At 42.9% G+C, this 22984-nt stretch carries 12 protein-coding genes and 1 riboswitch; of the genes, 6 read left to right on the top strand and 6 right to left on the bottom strand.

Going from position 1 to position 22984, the window contains the following annotated elements; genetic code table 11:
* Positions 1-24: 24 nt before the first annotated feature.
* From recD to OCU78_RS03385, 4 genes are all read right to left on the bottom strand, one after another.
* Entirely contained in the window at positions 25-2280 is a 2256-nt protein-coding gene (gene recD, locus OCU78_RS03400) for an exodeoxyribonuclease V subunit alpha (protein WP_137374905.1), read from the bottom strand.
* Entirely contained in the window at positions 2280-5948 is a 3669-nt protein-coding gene (gene recB / locus OCU78_RS03395; protein WP_137374906.1) for an exodeoxyribonuclease V subunit beta, read from the bottom strand. The genes recD and recB overlap by 1 nt, the downstream gene beginning before the upstream one ends.
* Positions 5949-6449: 501 nt before the next feature.
* Positions 6450-9929, bottom strand: a complete 3480-nt coding sequence (gene recC, locus OCU78_RS03390) for an exodeoxyribonuclease V subunit gamma (RefSeq protein ID WP_137374907.1) — start codon at positions 9927-9929, stop codon at positions 6450-6452.
* A gap of 140 nt (positions 9930-10069) precedes the next feature.
* Complete coding sequence (locus OCU78_RS03385) at positions 10070-11053, bottom strand: TDT family transporter (protein ID WP_167494068.1); 984 nt, start codon at positions 11051-11053, stop codon at positions 10070-10072.
* 253 nt (positions 11054-11306) lie between these two features.
* Between OCU78_RS03385 and OCU78_RS03380 the strand changes: the two genes are divergently transcribed.
* From OCU78_RS03380 to OCU78_RS03365, 4 genes are all read left to right on the top strand, one after another.
* Positions 11307-12203 carry a LysR family transcriptional regulator gene (locus OCU78_RS03380; protein ID WP_137374908.1) on the top strand — a complete coding sequence of 299 codons (897 nt, stop codon included), beginning with the start codon at positions 11307-11309 and terminating at the stop codon, positions 12201-12203.
* Positions 12204-12303: 100 nt separating this feature from the next.
* Entirely contained in the window at positions 12304-12597 is a 294-nt protein-coding gene (locus OCU78_RS03375) for a YebG family protein (protein ID WP_137374909.1), read from the top strand.
* Between the two features lie 155 nt (positions 12598-12752).
* A riboswitch (Fluoride riboswitch) is annotated at positions 12753-12837 on the top strand.
* A 180-nt stretch (positions 12838-13017) separates the two neighbouring features.
* On the top strand, positions 13018-13710 hold the full coding sequence (locus tag OCU78_RS03370; protein ID WP_137374910.1) for an iron-sulfur cluster assembly scaffold protein: 693 nt from the start codon (positions 13018-13020) through the stop codon (positions 13708-13710).
* A gap of 11 nt (positions 13711-13721) precedes the next feature.
* A complete protein-coding gene (locus OCU78_RS03365; RefSeq protein WP_137374911.1) occupies positions 13722-14699 on the top strand; it encodes a GGGtGRT protein in 978 nt (325 codons plus the stop codon).
* A 94-nt stretch (positions 14700-14793) separates the two neighbouring features.
* Here the strand turns inward: OCU78_RS03365 and ushA are convergent, their stop codons facing one another.
* Entirely contained in the window at positions 14794-16494 is a 1701-nt protein-coding gene (gene ushA, locus OCU78_RS03360; protein WP_137374912.1) for a bifunctional UDP-sugar hydrolase/5'-nucleotidase UshA, read from the bottom strand.
* Between the two features lie 514 nt (positions 16495-17008).
* Here ushA and dapD point away from each other — a divergent pair.
* Together dapD and cspE are read left to right on the top strand one after the other, a co-directional pair.
* Positions 17009-18040 (top strand): 2,3,4,5-tetrahydropyridine-2,6-dicarboxylate N-succinyltransferase, encoded by a 1032-nt coding sequence (gene dapD / locus OCU78_RS03355; RefSeq protein ID WP_137374913.1) that lies wholly within the window; start codon positions 17009-17011, stop codon positions 18038-18040.
* 423 nt (positions 18041-18463) lie between these two features.
* A complete protein-coding gene (gene cspE, locus OCU78_RS03350; protein WP_137374914.1) occupies positions 18464-18676 on the top strand; it encodes a transcription antiterminator/RNA stability regulator CspE in 213 nt (70 codons plus the stop codon).
* A gap of 329 nt (positions 18677-19005) precedes the next feature.
* Here the strand turns inward: cspE and purL are convergent, their stop codons facing one another.
* Complete coding sequence (gene purL, locus OCU78_RS03345) at positions 19006-22932, bottom strand: phosphoribosylformylglycinamidine synthase (protein WP_137374915.1); 3927 nt, start codon at positions 22930-22932, stop codon at positions 19006-19008.
* Positions 22933-22984: the final 52 nt, after the last annotated feature.

Genomic DNA, 22984 nt, shown 5'->3' with positions numbered 1-22984 from the left:
ACATATATACATCATCCATATTACTCAGCACACAAGGCGGCTAACCAGCCCACTCATTCGCTCTGTTCTCACTTTAATACCACGCTTCAAAACTCCAGTATCACTGAACATCATTAAACGACTTTTTGCACGTGTAATACCGGTATAAATCAATTCACGAGTTAAAATCGGGCTGAACTCCGGTGGTAAAATCATTAAGGTCAGATCAAATTCACTACCTTGAGATTTATGAATCGTCATCGCATAAGCGGTTTCATGATCTGGAACTCGACTCGGTAGAATAGATTTCACGCTGCCATCCGGTAATTCAAAGTACACCTTCAAACGAGCAGCCTCTCCTTCTCGGCTATCGTCTGTAGCATCCAGCATACAGATCCCAATATCACCATTATAGAGACCAAGACCATGATCATTTCTTGTCACCATAACAGGACGACCGTGGTACCAAAGCTCATCATTATTAGGTTGAATTAATCGTCTGGCTGCTAGCGCTTTTTCTATACGGTGGTTCAACCCCGAAACGCCAAAGTCACCTTCTCGAATCGCACATAACAAGCGGCACTGACTAAATAATTCGAGAACGGATTTCGCTTTTTGATCCTGTGCTTTTACTCTTAATTCTTGTTCTTTGCGTATTACATTGAATTCATCAGTAGCCGGTTCTTTTTCACCAATATTTAAAGGGATTGCATCTAATGGTTCATCAATTTTATTGAGATAACGACCATATTCTGTCACTAATGTACGGAGCATTAAGTTATAGCTATCACTCGACAACATGTGATTTTCGATGTCATCAAACCCAGCATTAAATACTTTATCAACTTGGTGAGAGCTTCCCATATTAATGGCTTTAGCTAACTGACCAATGCCTGAACGCGCATCAAATCGATAGCTCTTTTGCAACATACACAAGCTATCAGCAATAGAAGGATGTTTAGCGAGTTTCGACACTTTATTCAGAGCCTCAAACCCTGTCAGTGACGCAATTAACGCACCTTGTGACGAGCTATACCCAGACTCCGTAAACGAACAAATATCACCAAGAATTGCCCCCGCTTCCACTGAAGCAAGCTGATCTTTATCACCGAGTAATATTAGCCTTGCATGATCAGGTAAAGCATCCACCAACTTATACATCATAGATAGATCGACCATTGAAGCTTCATCAACCACTAATATATCAAGATGCAATGGGTTATTACGATTATGCCTGAACTCGGCACGGTTCGGAATTGCCCCTAAAAGGCGATGCAAGGTGCTGGATTCTGTAGGAATATTATTTTTAACTTCAGGTGAAATCGGTAATTGCTCAATAGCTTTACCAATTGATTCGGTCAAGCGAGCTGCTGCTTTTCCTGTTGGAGCAACTAGTTTGATGATTGGTAAGTTTGTAAACTCACCGTTATTTTTACCTAGGCTTTGCTCAACCATAGCGGCTAATAGCTTAGCAACGGTTGTGGTTTTTCCGGTACCAGGACCACCAGAAATAACGGTAAACCTCCGACTTAATGCCACCGCCGCTGCCACTTTTTGCCAATTTAAACAAACTGACAATGGTACTAAAGTATCAAGAGTTTGCAGATCAGGCACTTGAGTTGCATTTTGTAACTGCTCATCAATCGCAGCCCAGTTCAATGACGACTCTTCAACAACATCAAGATGATCACACACAAGTTGCTGTCTCAACACTTGAGTACTTTTATGACTTGCTGCCGCTTTAGCTAAGGCATTAAATAAGAAATGATAACTGCGAGAAAAGAGGCGATCTAACGTTTGGCTTAAAGCCTGATTTTGCTCAGAACTGAATTCAACTGGTTTACTCAAGCGGTTTAAAGTGTTGGCTAAAACAACCTCATAATTCCAATAACGGTGTAAGTAAACCCTTTGTCCATCAAACATCAAAGGCTTAGCATCTTCAGATTGGTCAAGCCCAACAAGATGAGAGTCATTTAGGATGCTCAGCCAATCAATATTAATTAACCTTTGGTTAAGTTGTAAGGCAGCCTCGCCGTATAACCCAAGCAAATGAGCAAAGTCGATATAAGTATTTGATTTAGAATCTGAGCCTTTACTGGAGTTAAAAAGGTAAAGTTGGACACAGATATTACCTTTTCCTAATTCATTACTGACTACTCCAGCGATAAAACCAAGTTCTTGCGATCCTTGCTGAGCTATAAATCGTGCGAATTGATAATCCAGCTGACGTAAAGACCCTTTACCTGCCAACAGTTTTAAAATGTCGAGTAATGAAGCCGAATTAAAATCAATAGGTGTCATTATAAAAGCTCCATTTGTCCGGCTTCGTCATCATTTAAAAGTGCATCTCGTCTATCAATGATTTTTCCATCAATCAATTGGTCCATTTCATCTAAAAGCTCAAGAGAGGGTTTAGCTGAAAATATCCCTTGTTGTGATTGCCTATCGATACCACGCAAAAATAGATAATACACACCACCAAAATGAGTGTCGTAGCGGTAGTTAGCCACTCGACTTCGAAGATATCGGTGAAGTGCAAGTGCATAAATTTGATATTGTAAATCGTATCGGTGATCAGCCATTGCCGATTTCAAGGCTTCACCATGATAAACACTCACATCGTCACCTAAATGGTTAGATTTCCAGTCCAATACGTAATATTTGCCTTGGTGCTCAAAGACTAAATCAATAAAGCCTTTCAGCATTCCTTGCACTGTTTGAAAGCCTAAATCCCCAGCTTTAGCCGATAAAGGATCGTGATATTGAATTACCCGATTCAATTCTGAAGAACTAAGCACTTCTATCGGCAACAAGAATTCCATCTCAACCAACCGCTGAGACTCTCCTTTACTGGATAATTTTAAATCTTTTCCATCAAGTGGAGTATTAAGAACGGTATCGACCAGTTCTTGTAAAATTGGCAACCATTCGGCTTCATATTGCTCAGATTCAAGTAGCTGTAAAATGACCTGTTCATTACGTTCTGAAGTCGCAGGTTCTGTGAATTCTACCTCTTCAAACAAAGTATGCAGAAACGTTCCGGGGCGAGCACCTCTGGGAAAGGTAAATATTGATCGCTCTGGTTCAATAAGTTCCAACTCATCTTGCTCTTCAGCAGAGTCAACATCGAGCCCTGATACTTCAATAGTCGCATCATGACTTGCACTGTGATGACCTTGTTTTACTAATCCTGAGTAACTTGTAATTCGCCACCCACGATCAATGTGGGTCTGTAAAGTTCTGGCTTCTAATGCTTCAGCTTGCTCTTCATTAGCTTTAAAAACATCAGCATGAGCCGTTGGAACTTCTGCTAAAACAATACTTGAACTATTCGTTTCTAAACCCGCTAGTTTTTGCGTAAGTTCTGCAATGCCTAACTCTTCACCATTTTGTACTAAATGCCCCATGGCACTTAGGTGAACACCAGTCGGCTCTTTCGTTGAGCGACCTTTTCTCAAAGGTGCCATACCGATGTAACACCCATAAACAGCTCGAGTAAGCGCTACGTATATTAAGCGTAAATCTTCAGCTAAACGCTCTTTATCTGCTTGGGCAAGGGCTTGCGGGCTGCCAGTAATATCTAAAACCGTGGCATCGGTTCCATGGTCATAATATTTACCTTCGCTTGCTTCGCGGTAACTAGCAACGAAAGGTAAAAAGACTAAGTCATATTCCAATCCTTTAGATTTATGGATCGTGACAATCTGAACGAGGTTTCTTTCTGATTCAAGGCGTTGTATGTCATCTTCATTTCCGCCTAACCCATTTTGTGCATCAGCAATGGATTCTGCTAACCAGCGCAGTAAACCATAGTCACTATCAAGCTCCTGCCTTGCTTGCTGTAAAAGTTCACCGATGTGCATTAAGTCGGTAAGTGAGCGCTCACCATTTTCTTCTTCTAGCAATCTTTCTGCTAAATGGCGCTTACTGATAACACCACGCAACATGGGTAGCACACCGCGGATTTGCCAAAGCTTGCGGTATTCGCGGAATTCATTCACCACGTTTTCCCATACGACTTCATCGTTATTCAATTCATCAAGAGATGCCGCATCCAATGCAAATAATTCTGAAGCTAAACTTGCTCTCAGGGCTCTGTCATTTTCAGGGGTCAGTACCGCTTGTAATAGGCGCTGGATATCTTGCGCGACAGAGCTAATGAACACACTGTCTCTGTTTGACAGATAAACACTTGCAATACCTTGCTCTGCTAATGCGTTTTTAACTAACCGACCTTCACTTCCGGTACGAACGAGTACCGCAATATCCCCAGCAGCAATAGCATGCAGCTCTTTACCTGAATCAAAGAAAGCTTGCCCTTGCTGAGAAGCCGTAAGAATGGTTTGAATTTGACTCGCAGTCGCCTCTGCCATCGCCTTATGATATTCGCCTTTCGGCAGTGGCTTATCTTCTGCTTCTTGTAACCAAAAGGTCATGGCTTGCTGGGTTTTACCATTCATTACCCATTTTCTTTTATCAGCACTAGGGCTAGCTGATACCGATAAGAAAGGGATATCCTGGTCATAAATGAAAGGACTATCAGGCGTTGCGAACACCTGATTGACAGCACTAACCATATCAGCACTTGAGCGCCAGTTTGTCCCTAACGTGTAGTGAGCACTAACTTGGTTACGAGCTTTGATGTAAGTAAAAATATCCGCCCCACGGAAGCCGTAGATTGCTTGCTTGGGATCGCCGATCATAAACAAGCCGCATTCTGGGCTGTCTAAATAAATACGGCTAAAAATACTGTATTGCAGTGGATCGGTATCTTGGAATTCATCGATCATTGCAACGGGGTATAAGCTTCGAATTCGTTCAATTAACAGTGATTGCTCATCCATATCGATTGAAGCAGATAACTGAGTCAACAAGTCATCAAAAGACAACCATTGCTTTTGCTGCTTAGCCTTTGCCAACATTTCTCTACAATGTTGGATGGCATGCGCCAATAGAGGTGCTTTAAGGTCTGCTGGATTCGCTAAAAACTCCTCGATAGCTTCGAAAACTGCATGCTGCGGTGCCGTTCCTTTGGGTGTTTTTTCATTTAATGTGCTTTGCGAGAACTTTTCGAGTTTATCCGGAACAATGTAATCATAAGTCTCACTGTTCGCCCAAGCCGTAACAGCTTCAAGCCAAGTAGGTAGTGACTTTTTGGTATAGCTTCGCTTATTAACATCAGACCCAGATATTAACGCTAAGAAGTCAGCCTCTGAGTCTAACCATAGCTTTTTCAGAGCTTTGATTTTATCTAGGTTCTGATTATGTAGGCTTTGCAAGTCACCGCTCATCGCTTCAACAGTAAGTTTAAGTGGAGAGCCAGTCAGATAACGGTTTACATCAGCCAGTAAAGCCGAAGGTGACCCCCAGATATTACGAACTTCACCAACCAATTGCATCGGCAATGGGTAGAACTGACGTCGCCAATAATCAGCGACCACTTGCGCTTTCAAGTGACTTTCATCAGTGACAAATTCATTGTCAAAACGGCTGCCAGACTCAAAAGCATTTTGCGTTAGCATTCGCTGACAAAAGCCATGAATAGTGTAGACCGCAGCTTCATCCATCTGCCTTTCAGCTTGCAATAAAATCGATGCCGCTTGAGCGTGATTAGAGACTTCTTCTAATAGTGGTGCAATAACAGGGTCGTGGCTAACTCCACGAGCAAAAGCAATCCTGGCATCATGAATTCTAGAGCGAATGCGGTCTCTTAACTCTGCTGTAGCCGCCTCAGTAAAAGTCACGACTAAGATTTGATCGACAGTCAAAGGTTGCTGGTGACGTGTGCCTTCTGATTCTTCTGAAGTCGCAGAGCCATGACCTAATAACAAGCGTAAATACAAACCTGCAATAGTGAAGGTTTTACCTGTGCCCGCAGAAGCTTCAATGAGCCGCGCACCATGCAAAGGAAATGTCATGGTTTGAAGAGGCGTCGCCACTATTGAATTCGCCTGAGACGTTACTGTCATAAATGCACACCTTTCAATATCAATTTTGTGTTCGTTATTGTCATCATTCAATTATCTGAATTGGGTGATCCCAGCTTAAATCGCGAGGGTTTCCTTTACCTCAGACCCCATAGCAAATAACAGTCGCTCTAAATGCATGTGATCTTTCCCATAAAATGGAGGGAATTATGAATATTTATTTACTCTATAGAATGTTGTGAGATCTCACTCACGGTTAACATTTCATGTGCCCGTTACTATGCGCGCCATGAGTTAGCTATATTTTGTTACATTTTGCTAACCAAAAGAATCATGGTCCCTCTGACCTATGGCCGCACAGCGAACGCCCTACACTAATAATGATTTACTGGCGGCCACTTTACCTTTCTGCTTTCTTGCCTTCTGTTTTCCTAGCTTTCTAATTCTCTGTTTTCCTAACTCAGCTTATCTACTGCTTTATTTACCTTCCTAAAGCTCTTTAGACATATCTCTTTAAAATCAGAACGCTAACTGCTTGATTGGTTATTCCTGATCTTTAGGGTCGATGGCTGATAAACGAGGAGCTTGTAAGATTCGGCTGGAATATAAACGAGCTTGAGCGGCAAGTTCATCATTCCATTGCGGCCAGATACGAGAAATATAAGTATCACGACCTTCACCAGTAAATGCATAACTATCGTTAAAAGTATCTGCCATTTTCTTGAATGACTTTTCTTCATCATCCACCCACTTACCTCGGCTAAAGCCCGCCTCAACATTTGCAAGTGCCGTTTTAGGGAAGTAAGGCAGCGGCGCTGTCATTCCTTGATAAAATAGCTCAACGAATTCACCTAATAACTCGACCGCTTTCTGAGCGTTATTAAGCGGTGCATAAGTTAAATGCACAACGCCTTCTTTTTTATCGTAGCCAATAATATGGGTGGATTTTGTATTCCCCATAGCAGCGCAACACAAGTGATCAATCCATGCTGATAAGTAGTCTTGTGAGCGTATTTTTCCGCTTCGGTAACGAACTAAGCCTGATCGATAGTTTTGAGTTAACCAACCCGTTAAGCGGACTGGTTTACCTTCACCAAGAACGTTGAGTTCAATATTCACGTCTATATCGCTTTGGATAGAACCGCTCACAAAGCGAATTTCTTTGGCTAACTCTTCGGCTTGGACTCGATTCGTTTCAAACTCTATGTCACCAAATGCACCAATAGGTAACTTACCTTGCGCTTTTTGTTCAGACACAAATTGCGAAACGGCTTCATCAACATTGTCTGAATTGTCGAGCAATACTTGCAGTAAATCATTCTTAAGTTGGAAACTTTCCAGCCCATTTAGCACAAACGGTTCATCATCTTCCATTACTGGTAGCGGTGGCTCAAACATCACTTTTAAGCGACGATTGAAGAAGTACTGCACAGGTAAGCGCCAGAATCGTTGCAATTCAACCAAATCAAGTTCTAAAGGATAAGTCGCACCATGTAAGTACTCATCCAAGGAACGGTTAAAATCACCACTTCTTTGCCCTTGTCTGTTTGCGGCAGGTAACCATTCTCTCGCGTAGCTATTCATAGCTGGTGCTAAATCATGATTAAAAGCCGAAGGGCTAAATGGCGTCATTGAATGTTCAAACGTTATGGCTTGCTCTAAGTTTTCACCCGAATCATCACTAGGCAATGCTTGCTGCCCTTCCAAGCAATAATTCTGCTGGCAATATTCCAATAACTCAGCCACTAAGACAGAAGGAACACGCTCTGTATTATCTTGAATTGAGCGACCAACAAAGCTGATATATAAGCACTCTTGAGCCGATAGCATGGCTTCTAAAAAGAGGTAACGATCATCATCTCGGCGGGATCTATCACCAGGGCGGATTCGACCATTCATTAAGTCGAACCCTTCGGGTGGAACTGAACGTGGATACACTCCATCATTCATTCCTAACAAACACACGGTTTTAAAAGGGATAGAACGCATTGGCATCAAGGTGCAAAAGTTAACTTGACCAGCAAGGAATCTTTGGCTGATTCGAGCACCGGATAGTTTGTTATTTAGATATTGGTAGATAATGCTTGGAGACAACTCTTCTTCAAATAGTGCATCATCCAACTGCTCTTTGAGTTGAGAAAGCGCATCTCGGATTGATTTCAGTACAACTTCACCCTCAAGCTCAACCGCAAAGAAATCATCAATCATAGAAAGCAATACTTCTCGCCACGCATCAATAGACTGAGAACGAGTAAGCAAATCACGATAATGGGCAATGCGTTCAATAAAGTGGGCTAATTTCCCGGCAAGTTCTGCGTTTATACCCTGAACTTCATTGTAAGCAGCAATGGAGTCTCCATGGCTTTCAAATAAGCCAGCAGAGTCAGACATTGCATAGCCCAGTAACATTCTTTGAATCCCGAATAACCAAGTATTTTGCTCAGTTGCGGGTAGTTCGAACTCTTCAGCAGTTGAAGCATCCACTCCCCAACGGATCCCTGCTTCTTCTACCCATTGCTTAGCTTGTTCAAATTGAGATTCATCTATCTCGAACTTTGCCATCATTGCGGGTATTTCAAGCAACTCAAGAAGCTCAGAAGCAAGGCAACGTGTATTAGGTAACGCCACCAGCTGCATGAAAGCAGCAAGAATTGGGCTTTCTTGGTCGGCGGTTCTATCTGAAATGGAATAAGGGATATATCGCTCACCAGGAGCATTACCAAACACCGCCTGAATGGCAGGGCTATAGGCATTAATATCAGCCACCATCACAATGATGTCGCGTGGTTTTAAGGTTGGATCTGCATCGAACATCGCTAGAAGTTGATCATGAAGTACTTCGACTTCTCGCATTGGGCTGTGACAGGCATGCACAGTCACCGATCTATCACCAAGTTGAATAGCTTGCTTATGTTGGCTTGAATCTAGTATGTGATCGTCTTGATGTTCTTCTAGCTCTAAAATATCGGCTTGGAGCTGGTGTAATAGAGTATCGCGTGGCACATCAATGAAAAACTCATGCTCTTCACACTCCGATTGCGATAACAAAAGTAAATTATCACGTCCTAGTTTACCTAACGATGCTAGTAAACTGTTCCCAACGGCGTGCCCAGTATGCAATTCATCTTCTACGACATTCGCTTCTATGCCATTTTTTAATGGTGACGCTTCTCTTTCTAATTGAGGTGCACCATTAACCAGAGCAAATTGTTTTCTTTGGTTTGCTTCAATCCGAGCGATGGTTTTTCTATCTCGAATATCTCCCCAGTAGTGCCGGCAAGGATTGGTAAACATTAAGTGAACATCTATACGCTCACCCAGAGCTTTTAAGGCATCCATATAACGAGGTGGAAGCGAAGAAATGCCAAAAACAAACAATCGCTTAGGAAGCTTGTCTAAGTTGGCTTTATTGGCAATCAGCGCTTCAATAAAATCATGGTATAAGTTGCCACGGTGATATTTAGATTGCCCTTGAGATAGCGTTTGTTCATACAAAGCTTGCCACAAAATAGGCTGCCAAGGATGCTCTTGCTGCCCTTCTTCATCTAGCAATTCAGCAATAGAATCCCCGAGTTCCCAACTCGCCATCCATTCAGGTCGGTACACTAAATAGCCATCAAAAATATCGGCAATCTTTTCAGCCAGTTGATATAGCTTAGAGCTATCGTCATCGTTTTCTAAATAACGCTGTAATGGTAAGAATTCGGGTAATTCTAGCTTAGCAGGGAGCAGGCTCATCAACTTCCACGTCATCGCTTCTTTATTAAAAGCACTGCGTTTTGGGACATCAGGTAAGACTTGGGTAAACATTTCCCAGATGAATGTGGCAGGTAGTGGGAACTCTAAATTAGCCGCAATACCAAACTCTTTTGCCAACGCCATTTTTAGCCACTGAGACATACCAGGGCTTTGAACAAGAATCTGTTCTTTATCAAATGGATTAGCTAAGGGATCATTCTTAATTAAATGAACGAGGATAATTTTTAAAGTATCAACTTTATTGGAATGGTAAACAGTAAACAAAGTGCACTCACGTTAATCTTGCCACAATATACAGCCAGATTAGCATAAGTGCCGAGTTCGGATGAGGAATATAAGCTTATGAAATACTGAAAACTTAACGTCTGTTTACGTTTTGAACGAGTGCTTGGTCAGAATCCACTCTACAAAGTTCGAAGGATACGGTGTGGCTGATAATTCATGTAATATCTCACGGCGACATAAGTTACAACAGAAGTCGCGATGACTAATTCTACATACGCTAAGACATAGATTTGATTGATAAACTGAGCCTCAATACCCACACCTTGCATCCAAGTCGCCATTTTAAATAATGCGGTTGCCCCGATAACCATTGGGAAAGTAAAAGCCGCATAACCCGGGCTAAATGGTAGACGAAGCAGCTTAAAGAACGCGACATAAATAATGAATGTCATGAGTATTGCAATACCAAACAGCAAGCTAATAATAACAGGCGATGGTTCTGGAGAAACCGTTAAATAGCCCGCTAACGATAAGCTTGCCGGTGCAGCCATAATCGCAATCGTTGGTTTCGCTGCATCTGGAATTTCATTACGAAACATTAATCGATAAATCATAAGTGGCAGCATTACCGCATAAACGATCAAACCAAAAATCAAGACAGTATTCGCGACCGGCTCCAGCGTTGGATTCCCAGAGAAAGAAACATCCGCCACAATAATACCAATCGGTGGCACAAACCAACTTGGCACCATATGGTGAATCTCAAACTGTTTTGCTCTGTGGTACAAAAAACTCGCTAGAAAAATAACGTGTAAAGCAACAGATGCTAGCCATACCGCCTCTTGCAAGAATTGAGAAATAGGACCTAATGATGCAGAAACAATCATGCAGCCCATAGCAAAAGTTGGAACAACACTGCCCACAACAGGATGAGCTAAGTCTTCACGTAGCAAATGTCCGTGAATCAAAAATTTAACGGCTAAAATGAGCAGCAAACTCGCCGCGATTGCAGCGCTAACCCACTGAACGACACCAGGTGTATGCATAACACCTTGCGAGACTAACACTCCATCCCAGCACCACCCTAAACTCGCAATGGCTAATGCTAAGCCTGCCATTGGGGTTGGGGCACCTGTCAAACTATGTTGTATGCGTTGAATCATATTAGCCTCTCTTAAACTCTCTCACTTAATTCATTCACCTTAACTTGCGAACTCATCAGCTTGTTGAAGCTATAATACGCTTGCACAATGTTTACTAATATCCAATTATATATAACAAGCGTTCAGAATAACTAAACACTACTCCTATGATCTACAAACTATTTCTTATAGGGCTATAAAAATAATCCTCTATGAGCAACAAACAACGCCTCTATGAGCTAGAAAAACCATGCCTCTATGAATTAGGAAAGCTATGTCCAATATTTCAATTAAGCAGCTAAAAGTGTTTGTCACCATTACTCAGCACTCAACGCTCACATCGGCATCAGAAGCTTTATTTTTATCTAAAGCTGCGGTAAGCATGGCGTTGGGCGAAATGGAAAAACAACTCGGTCACTCTTTATTTGATCGTGTTAATAACCGCCTTGTGATCAATCAAGAAGGTCAAAAGTTATTACCACTTGCAGATGAAATATTGCACCGAGCCGCTGGTATTGATGAACTGTTCGGTGACGAACAAGCCTTAAGTGGCTTACTGAAAGTTGGTGCAAGCGATACAATTGGTAATCAAGTCGCGCCCTATATTTTGTCAGGTTTTCGCCAGCAAACTCAGCATCAAGATCAAAGCTTGTTCATTTCCAATAGTGCACTTATTTGCCAAAAACTGGTCGACTACGAACTCGACATTGCGCTAATTGAGGGAAAGACTCAGCACAATGAACTGATTTCCAGCCAATTTAGTGATGATGAAATGTGTATCGTTGCTCAAGCTAATCACCCTCTAGCCCAACTAGATCAAGTTTCGTTGCACGATTTAGAAAGCAGCTATTGGTTATTGCGAGAATCCGGCTCTGGGACTCGTGAATTTTTTCTTCGAACCGTTGCGCCTCGTTTAGAGCACTGGTACGAATCATTTGAATTGAATACGACTGAAGCCATCATCAACTCCGTTTCTGCAGGGCTCGGTTTTGCGTGCTTATCTCAACTCGCGGTACAACCAGCCATTCAAGATGGGCGAGTAAAAGTATTGAATGTGCCATTAGATATGAAGCGAAGATTTTGGTTACTGGTTCATAAAGACAAATATCAAAGCCCCTTACTCAAATCCTTTATGGAATACTGCCAACACTGGCAGCAACAAATAGACTAGGCTCCCAATGATAGGGATCCCATAGGCATTCAACTGGACTTTAAGCCTGTAAAACTGTATAAAAAGCCAGTAAAAATCAACCAAACTTTGAGGACTAACCATGGCTGTTATCGTTAAGTACGTGGTCGAACGCAACGGAGAAGAGAAAATGACTTTTACCTCTAAAGCCGAAGCTGACGCTTATGACAAAATGCTGGATATGGCAGATGAATTATTCACTTTACTTGGTGGAAGTGAATTAATCGAAGATGAAGGTAAGCAAGAAGAACTTGCAATGTACCTAGCGAAGAACAAAGAAGAAGTTCTTTACGCTTTAGGTGCTAAGCGCAAACCGGCTCCGAAAAAAGCTCAGAAGCTTGAAGCCGTTGAAGACGCAGAAGAAGATGCAGCATAACTAGCTAATTTCTTTATAAAAGCGCTAATAGTTAACTTTATTTAGAGTTCATTATTGGCGTTTTTTTATAATTATCGAAATATAATAAGCACTTTTTATAGTCGAAATTGCTCTAAATATTCACTTGCATGAAAGTGTGATAAAGATCTAATCTATTGTCATCAGGTGATGGGGTTCCACCTAAGCTTTCGCTTCAACCGCCCGTTCTTTTCGAACAGTGCTAATGACTCCTACAGAATCGAAAACAGGTAAAACTGTTGGGTGTATCGTTATTCCTATCACTTTATGTGAGCATAAGCTCGCAACGACATTTGGAATATCGGCACAAAAGATCTGTAGTGAATTTAGCCACACCTCTTCCAACATGTCCTGCTTTCTCAACGCCTAGGTCTTAAATGACTTTATTAGTGAGAAAACATTATGCATTACTCTTCAGAAATTCAATCTATGTGCCCAATTCAAAGGGGCGAACTACACGCATCTGCACCTATTCCTATTGAAGGAGCAATGATCAGCCCAAAAGATGTGATTGCCATATCAGGTCTTAGCCATGGCGTTGGCAGTTGTGCTCCTCAACAAGGCGCAGCAAAGCTCACCTTAAATGTTAAAAGTGGCATTGTAGAAGAAGCGCTAATCGAAACAATAGGTTGCTCAGGTATGACTCAGTCTGCAGCAATGGCAGCTGAAATCCTCACTGGAAAAACCATTCTTGAAGCTCTAAATACTGATTTGGTGTGTGACGCTATAAATGTCGCAATGCGTGAGATATTTTTGCAGTTTGTCTATGGACGTACTCAATCTGCCTTTTCTAAAGGAGGTTTAGAAGTAGGCGCAGCCCTAGAAGACCTAGGGCAGACGCAGCGCAGCCAAGTTGGTACCAGTTACGCGACAAAAGCCAAAGGCGTTCGCTATATGGAATTGGCAGAAGGCTACGTCACACTCTTAGCGCTTGATGAAAGTAGCGAAGTAATTGGCTACCAGTACCTCAACCTTGGGAAAATGATGAAAGCCATCAATGAAGGTACTCCTGCTGATCAAGCCGCTAAACTCGCGACCGGAACCTATGGTCGATTCGATGAAGCCGTTAAAACCATTAACCCACGCCAAGCTTAGAGATTTCTATTATGAATAATCAATTACCAGAACATGCACTCAATATATTGAATGAAATGGATTTATCTTCTCTTGAGCAAGCCTATCAGTACTGCATGGAACGAAATATCGACCCAAAGACAACAGTAATGGAAACTCAACCTATCGCGTTTGAAAGCGCAGTAAACGCTTATACTTTAGGAACTGCACTAGCACTTTTCCGACACCCCAAGAATGCAGAGCAAGCAGCGACGATCATTGGTGAAGGCTTACAAGCATTCACCAAGACAGGCAGCGTGGCTGAGCAGCGTCAAGTGGGCATTGGGCATGGCGATCTCGCGGCTCGTCTACTTAATGAAAAAAGCCAATGCTTCGCTTTTTTAGCAGGACATGAATCTTTTGCCGCTGCTGAGGGAGCAATAAAAATTGCATTAAACGTCAACCAATCACGAGAAACACCGCTGAAAGTCATTCTTAACGGGTTAGGTAAAGATGCTGCCTATTTGATTTCACGGATTAATGGTTTTACCTATGTGCGCACTCAATTCAACTACGACACGAATGAACTGGTTGAAATAGAACGTAGACATTTCTCTAAAGGTCCGCGAGGTGACATTCTTTGCTACGGCGCTGATGATGTCCGTGAGGGTGTGGCAATTATGCATAGAGAACAAGTGGACGTAAGCATTACTGGAAACTCAACTAACCCAACTCGCTTTCAGCATCCTGTTGCTGGCATCTACAAAATGGAGCGTAACAATCAAGGGTTACCTTATTTTTCCGTTGCTTCTGGTGGCGGTACTGGCAGAACGCTTCACCCTGATAATGTAGCAGCCGGTCCTGCTTCTTATGGTATGACAGATACAATGGGAAGAATGCACGCAGACGCACAATTTGCAGGTAGCTCTTCTGTGCCTGCTCATGTGGCTATGATGGGGTTTATTGGTATGGGTAATAACCCTATGGTGGGAGCAACCGTTGCCTTAGCTGTTGCAGTGAGCCAAGCATAGTATCGCTTTACCCAATGTAGAAGCTGTATATAAAAAATCAGCCAGCAAATTGCTGGCTGATTGGTATCAATATCATCAATTTAGATGTCAGTGATTAGCTTGCTGGGCAGCCTTTCACTTCTTGGCCGTTACTCATATAAATAAGTTTGCCAGCTTCTGGTGCATAATCTGCAGCAGTAATTTGCGGGTTAGCAGCAAAAAACTCACGCAGTACAAATGCATCTGTTAACTGAGTAGATTCAACATCAATCACTGGGTAATCATCACCACCTGCAGCACTGAAGCTAATAACAGAGAAAGTGTACGTTTCTGCTAGATCAAAACCTTTATTGTTGATGTCGCGAATCGTTACATCACTCAAATCACAGTCAACCGTTAGGCTAATATTATCCAATTGTGCATAAGCACCAGAGCCTGCTGTCTTCGTTGCAACTACGTCTAAGTAGTCTTTCACTTCAGCACCGGTCATTGTTGCTTTTGTAACGAAGTTACCAAATGGTTGAACCGTCAATACGTCACGGTACGCTACATCGCCCGCTTCAATAGAAGCACGAACACCACCTGAGTTCATCACACCAAAATCAGCATTCACTAATTCATACGTGCGGTAAGCCTCGCCTAGCAAGTGACCAAGGTTAGTTTGCTCAGCACGAACCACACCACGTTCACCTTCTAATTTTCCATCAGTATTAGAGATGATCACGTCAAGTAACTCTTGACCTTGTTGCTGGTATGGATAAAGGATTGATTTAACTGTTGGATCTGGCTTAATTTCAGATTCAATGAACTGGTAATCACCATTTTCATCTTTTTCTTTTAAGTTCACCGGTACAAGGTCATATTTCGCTAGGTGTAACTCACCACCGTAAAATTCAAAATCAGCACGACCTACATATTTGCCCCACTCATGCGCTTGCATGATGTAAGTACCATTTTGCTGATCAGGCTTACAATCGTCACCCGGTTTGAAATCTGCGTACTCATTACCTTCCATACAAACTGGGTTTTGTGAATGACCACCGATGATCGCATCAAGTTGTCCTTCTTCCAAAGAACGCGCCAGTAAAACATCACCAGGTGCTTCACTACCGTGCAGACCGTTTACATAGTGACCCATGTGTGTCGTAGCAAAGATTAAATCAACCTTTTCATTAGCGTTGATTTCGTCAATCGCTTTACGGATTTCTACTTGAGGATCACCGAAGTGAACCGTTGCGACATTATCTGGGTTAACTAGTTTTGCAGTATCTTTTGTCGTAAGACCGATAACCGCTACTTTTAAGCCGTTAATGGTAAATACTTTGTATGGGTCAAACAGTCTTTCTTCAGTAACAGTATCGCCATCTTTTACGTAGATGTTTGCCGCTAGCATTGGGAAATCTGCAAGCTCTTCTTGCATTTTCAGTACATCTAAGGAGTTATCGAATTCATGGTTACCTAGCGCCATTGCATCATACTGAAGCAAGTTCATACCTACGAAATCTGGCACTGCATCTTGCATATCTGACTCTGGCACACCAGTGTTGATATCACCGCCTGATAATAAGATAGTCTCGCCGCCATTTGCAGTCACTTCAGCTCGAATGCTGTCAATCAGTGTCTTACGCGCAGCCATGCCGTACTCGCCTTTACTGTTTTCCCAGAAACGACCATGGTTATCGTTTGTGTGCAAAACTGTAAATTTTGTACAAGATTCAGCAGTATCACATGTCAAAGGTGCATCGTTACTATCTGAGCCACAACCGACCATTGCGACACCAATAGAAAGTACCAATAGAGACTTAGTAAAATTCATAGCAGATCCTTCATTTATCGTTATAGATATCAATATGGCGGGTAATATACTGATATTTTGCAGTGTGTTAGTGATCACCATCTTACTTTTCTTGGTATGAGTGGGGCTTTTTTCAGTCGCTGCTAGGCACTACTAGAAATAAACAAAAGTCGTATTATCTAAATAGTTTATGACCTTTTTTATAGAAATTGAGATCTGCCTTATTGAATAATTTTGAAGTCATCATAATTGATTGATTATTTCCCTATATTGGGTGTTTTATCGGCTTTAACTTCGCACTATCTGGAATTCTGCCTCTATTTTTAATCCCGCATGATCAAAGTGAAGCAATAAAGCAAGCAATATCCAATAAATGAAATATATCTCTAAAAAGACAAGCAATATCATTTTACAGACTTTCTCCCCATACACTCTTTCATAACAAGAGCGCTCTCTTTATGATGTTCCTAAGATGAAAATATCATGCGATAGCTGCTCGCTATCCATAGACCAATTCAATACATGGAGATTCAACATGGCTTACTTTTCACTGGCATTCGGTACGGCAACCAAAAACCGCGACAATAAAATCATTGAAGCGTTTTTCCCTAACCCACTTCTAAATCCAAGCGATGCGCTAGTCTCTGCGGTAGCAGAAGTTGCTGGTTACACTGAAGGCAACCAAGCTATTGAAATCTCTGCTGCACAAAGTGCAGAGCTTGCAAAAGCATTCGCAGCGAATGACGAAGCTGCCAATGCCTCTTTTGCTGAAAAAGCAGCAGCTTCACAGCAGCCTCTTGTTCTTGTTGTTCTAGCAACTGACGAAAAGCCAACTTCTGTTTCTGAAGGTTTCCTTAAGCTACAACTTATCTCTAACCGCCTAGTTCAACCACACGGTACAGTACTAGACGGTATTTTCGGTCTTCTGCACAACATCGCGTGGACAAACAAAGGTCCAATTGACCTTCCTGAACTAGCAGATCGTCAAATCGAAGCTCGCCTTGCAGGTGAAACTCTATCTGTAGATTGCGTAGACAAGTTCCCTAAAATGGTGGATTACGTAGTACCAGCTGGTATCCGTATTGCTGATACATCTCGTGTACGTCTTGGCGCACATGTTGGTGAAGGCACAACAGTTATGCACGAAGGCTTCATTAACTTTAACGCGGGTACAACAGGCGTGAGCATGGTTGAAGGTCGTATCTCTGCAGGTGTTGTGGTCGGTAACGGTTCAGATATCGGCGGTGGCGCTTCTATCATGGGTACACTGTCTGGTGGCGGTACTATGGTTATTTCTATCGGCGAAAACTGCCTACTAGGCGCAAACGCAGGTCTTGGCTTCCCAATGGGCGATCGTTGTACTGTTGAATCTGGTCTTTACGTCACTGCAGGAACTAAAGTTCGCATGCTAGATAAAGAAGGCAACGAAGTCGAAATCATTAAAGCTCGCGATCTAGCTGGCGTTTCAGATCTATTGTTCCGTCGTAACTCTGTGACAGGTCAGATTGAATGTCTTGCTAACAAATCAGCAGTTGAACTAAACAGTGAGCTACACAGCAACAATTAATAGATAGTTTAAATTGCGAAATCAAACTCTGACAATTTTATAAGTTTAAGCGTTTGATTAAAAAGCCGTTAATTCGAGAGATTTAACGGCTTTTTTAGCTAAAAAATAAGCACTCGCAACAATAGAACTTAATGGCGTATTCCAATTCATAAAAAACCTAAAAATACTGTCATTTGTCAAACTGAATAATTTAAAAAAAAACGAAAAAAACTCTGTACAAAAAACCATCCAGCGTTATCATAGCGCCAGTTGTTCAGAGAGTTATTAAATGCAGCATCAAGTACAAGTAAAACTTCCACTATTAAAACTTAGTTTTTGTAGTTAGGCGTTTCCCTTTTATTTAGCATCACATTATATAATTCAATACATTAACAATCTGTTAATATTGAACGTTTTTCAATTAAATAAAATAAGGGACATAACATGTCTAACTCAAATACTGGTATCGTAAAATGGTTTAACGAAGAGAAAGGTTTCGGTTTCCTTACTCAAGATAACGGCGGCGCAGACGTATTCGTACATTTCCGTGCTATCGCTTCTGAGGGTTTCAAAACTCTTAAAGAAGGCCAAAAAGTGTCTTTCGAAGTAGAGCAAGGCCAAAAAGGTCTTCAAGCTAGCAACGTTATCGCTCTTTAATTAGAACTTTAATGTCGTAGCTAATACGAATAAATGAAAGGTCGCCTCTAAGGCGGCCTTTTTTGTATCTGGGATTTACCTCTTAGGTAACAAGATAAACTCCTGCCACGATCCAACTATCTGTCTCTGTCTCTGTCTCTGTCTCTGTCTCTGTCTCTGTCTCTGTCTCTGTCTCTGTCTCTGTCTCTGTCTCTGTCTCTGTCTCTGTCTCTGTCTCTGTCTCTGTCTCTGTCTCTGTCTCTTACGAGTTAAAGCCTAAACAAAGAAAAAGGGCAATGCTTTCGCACTGCCCTTTCATATATTTGGCTACTTTAATTAACCCGTGGTCATTAACCTATGTTTTTACGTGCATTTTGGAACATACGCATCCAAGCACCGTTTTCACCCCAAGTTTCTGGAGCCCATGAGTTTGCAACCGTACGGAATACACGCTCTGGGTGAGGCATCATAATAGTTACACGACCATCAGTTGTTGTTAGACCTGTGATAGCGTTTGGCGAACCATTCGGGTTGTTCGGGTATTGCTGCGTTTGGTTACCGTTGTTATCAACGTAACGTAGAGCAACCGTACCTGAGTTTTCAATCGCGTTTAGGTGGTCGTTGTCACGCACTTCTACGCGGCCTTCACCATGAGAAACAGCGATTGGCATACGAGAACCTTCCATGCCGTTGAAGAATACAGAGTCTGACTTCTGAACTTCTACTAGGCTGAAACGAGCTTCGAAACGCTCTGATTCGTTGCGAACGAAACGCGGCCAGTATTCAGCGCCTGGGATAAGTTCACGCAGGTTAGACAACATCTGACAACCGTTACACACACCTAGAGAGAACGTATCTTCACGCTTGAAGAAGTTTTCAAATTGGTCACGCGTAGAGTCGTTAAACAGAACTGACTTAGCCCAACCTTCACCTGCACCTAGTACGTCACCGTAAGAGAAGCCACCACATGCTACAAGACCGTTATACTCTTCTAGAACCGCCTGACCCGTTAGGATATCGCTCATGTGAATATCAGTTGCTTCGAAACCTGCACGGTCGAATGCTGCTGCCATTTCAACGTGAGAGTTAACACCCTGCTCACGTAGAATTGCCATCTTAGGCTTAGCGCCTGTGTTGATGAACGGCGCAGCGATATCTTCGTTAACATCAAAGCTCAGTTTCACGTTTAGACCTGGGTCTGAATTGTCTTTCTTCGCTTCGTGTTCTTGGTCAGCACAAACTGGGTTATCACGTAGACCTTGCATCTTATGCGTCGTCTCAGCCCAGATAGTACGTAATTCAGTACGGTTACGTTCAATTACTACAGTCTCACCAGACTTAATTACTAGCTCATCAGACGCTTCCCCTTCACCAACAACGCTACCGATTACGTGTGAGCATGCTTCTAGACCGTTTGCTGCAAGAGTAGAAAGAACTGCGTCTAGGTCGTCGTTACGAACTTGAATTACCGCACCTAGCTCTTCGTTGAAGAGTGCTGCTAGTGTATCTTCGCTGTTCTCTGATGCAGATAAAAGCGCTGCGATATCAGCGTTAACACCACAGTGACCTGCGAACGCCATTTCAGCTAGCGTTACGAATAGACCGCCATCGCCTTTATCGTGGTAAGCCACAACTTGGTCGTTCGCTACAAGCGCTTGAACGCCTTCGTAGAAACCTTTTAGCTGAGCTGTGTTGTCTACATCTGCAGGCTTGTCACCAAGCTGCTTGTAAACTTGCGCTAGTGCTGTAGCACCCATACGGTTTTTGCCGTTACCTAGGTCGATAAGAACCAGTGACGTGTTGCCTTTGTCAGTACGAAGCTGAGGCGTAATCGTCTTACGCACATCTTCAACACGAGCAAACGCAGTGATAACAAGAGATAGCGGAGACGTTACTTCTTTCTGCTCGCCGTTCTCTTCCCACTTAGTCTTCATCGACATTGAGTCTTTACCCACAGGGATAGTTAGACCCAGTGCTGGACATAGCTCTTCACCGACTGCTTTCACCGCTTCGTAAAGACCTGCATCTTCACCTGGGTGACCCGCTGGAGACATCCAGTTAGCCGACAGTTTAATGTGTTTAATATCACCGATGTTAGTCGCAGCAATGTTAGTGATTGCTTCACCAACGGCTAGACGAGCTGACGCGCCGAAGTCTAGAAGTGCCACTGGCGTACGCTCACCAAGAGACATTGCCTCGCCATGGTAAGAATCGTAACTTGCAGCTGTTACTGCACAGTTTGCTACTGGAACCTGCCATGGACCAACCATTTGGTCACGAGCTACAAGACCTGTTACCGAGCGGTCACCGATAGTGATAAGGAATGTTTTCTCTGCCACTGTTGGTAGGCGAAGAATACGGTCAACCGCTTCGTTTAGTTCGATACCAGAACGGTCAATCGCAGGGTTGTTTGCTTTTAGCGTCTTCGCGTCACGGTGCATCTTAGGTGTTTTACCTAATAGGATGTCCATTGGCATGTCGATTGGCGTGTTGTCAAAATATGAATCTTCTAATTTAAGATCACGTTCTTCTGTTGCTTTACCAACCACGGCATATGGTGCGCGTTCACGTTTACAAATCGAGTCGAATGTTGCCATATCTTTATCAGCAACCGCCATAACGTAACGCTCTTGAGATTCGTTACACCAGATCTCAAGTGGGCTCATGCCCGGCTCATCGTTTGGCACGTCACGTAGATTAAAGATACCACCACGCTCGCCATCATCTACTAGCTCTGGAAGAGCATTCGAGATACCGCCCGCGCCCACATCGTGGATGAATGCGATTGGGTTCGCATCACCAAGCTGCCAACAACGGTCGATAACTTCCTGACAACGACGTTCCATCTCTGGGTTTTCACGTTGTACAGAAGCAAAATCTAAGTCTTCAGAAGAAGAACCCGAATCCATTGAAGATGCAGCACCGCCACCAAGGCCGATGTTCATTGCTGGACCGCCAAGAACGATTAGGCTTGCTCCTACTGGGATCTCTTTCTTCTGAACATGATCATCACGAATGTTACCTAGACCACCAGCCAGCATGATTGGCTTGTGGTAGCCACGTACTTCTTCACCTGCGTGAGAGTTTACTTTCTCTTCGTAAGTACGGAAGTAACCTAATAGGTTTGGACGACCAAATTCGTTGTTGAATGCTGCGCCACCAAGAGGACCTTCAAGCATGATATCCAAAGCAGTAACAATACGGCTTGGCTTACCAAAGTCAGTTTCCCAAGGTTGAACGAAGTTTGGGATCTTAAGGTTAGATACAGAGAAAGCAACCAGACCTGCTTTTGGTTTACCACCAATACCTGTTGCGCCTTCATCACGAATTTCACCACCTGAACCTGTTGATGCGCCAGGCCACGGGGAAATTGCTGTTGGGTGATTGTGCGTTTCAACTTTCATCAAGATGTGTGTTTTCTCTTGGTGGTAGTTGTACTGGCGAGTTTCAGGATCTGGGAAGAAACGACCGACTTCTGAACCCGTCATTACCGCTGCGTTATCTTTATAAGCAGACAGAACGTGCTCTGGCGTCGTTTCAAAGGTGTTCTTAATCATCTTAAACAATGATTTATCTTGTTTAACGCCATCGATAGTCCAATCAGCGTTAAAGATTTTGTGACGACAGTGCTCTGAGTTCGCTTGTGCAAACATCATTAGCTCGATGTCAGTCGGGTTACGACCTAGCTTTTCAGTGAAGCTTTCAAGAAGGTAATCAATCTCATCTTCTGCAAGCGCAAGACCTAAGGTAACGTTTGCTTTTTCAAGCGCTTTACGTCCACCAGTTAACAGGTCAACTTCCGCATAAGGAGCCGGCTCAGCAACCGTGAATAGTGCCGCTGCTGATTCGAAGTCAGTGAAAACCACTTCCATCATACGGTCGTGCAGAATAGCTTTCAGCTCAACGAGTTGAAGCTCAGAAAGTTCAGAAGAGGTTTTAATGTAGAACGCAGTGCCGCGCTCTAGACGTGACACTTTAGCCAGTCCACAGTTGTGTGCGATATCTGTTGATTTTGAAGACCAAGGCGAGATCGTGCCCGGGCGTGGCGTTGCAAGTAACAATAAACCTTCAGGTTCATGCTCTTCAATCGTAGGACCGTAAGTCAGTAACTTTTCTAGCTTCTCAACTTCAGACGCGTCTAGGTCTGCTGTTAAATCAGCAAAGTGGGCAAACTCAGCGTAAATACCTGTTACAGGTAAGCTTAATTCACGACAAAGCTCTAAAAGCTTGTTAACACGAAACTCAGATAGAGCTGGGGAGCCACGCAAAATTCTCATGTGCTTAGGTCTCTTATGCAGTTGATTAAGATGATATTGGAATAAATTCAGC

Source organism: Vibrio gallaecicus (genome assembly GCF_024347495.1).
Classification (GTDB): domain Bacteria; phylum Pseudomonadota; class Gammaproteobacteria; order Enterobacterales; family Vibrionaceae; genus Vibrio; species Vibrio gallaecicus.
The sequence above is the reverse complement of the archived record's forward strand: the minus strand, read 5'-3'. Positions and strand labels throughout refer to the sequence as shown.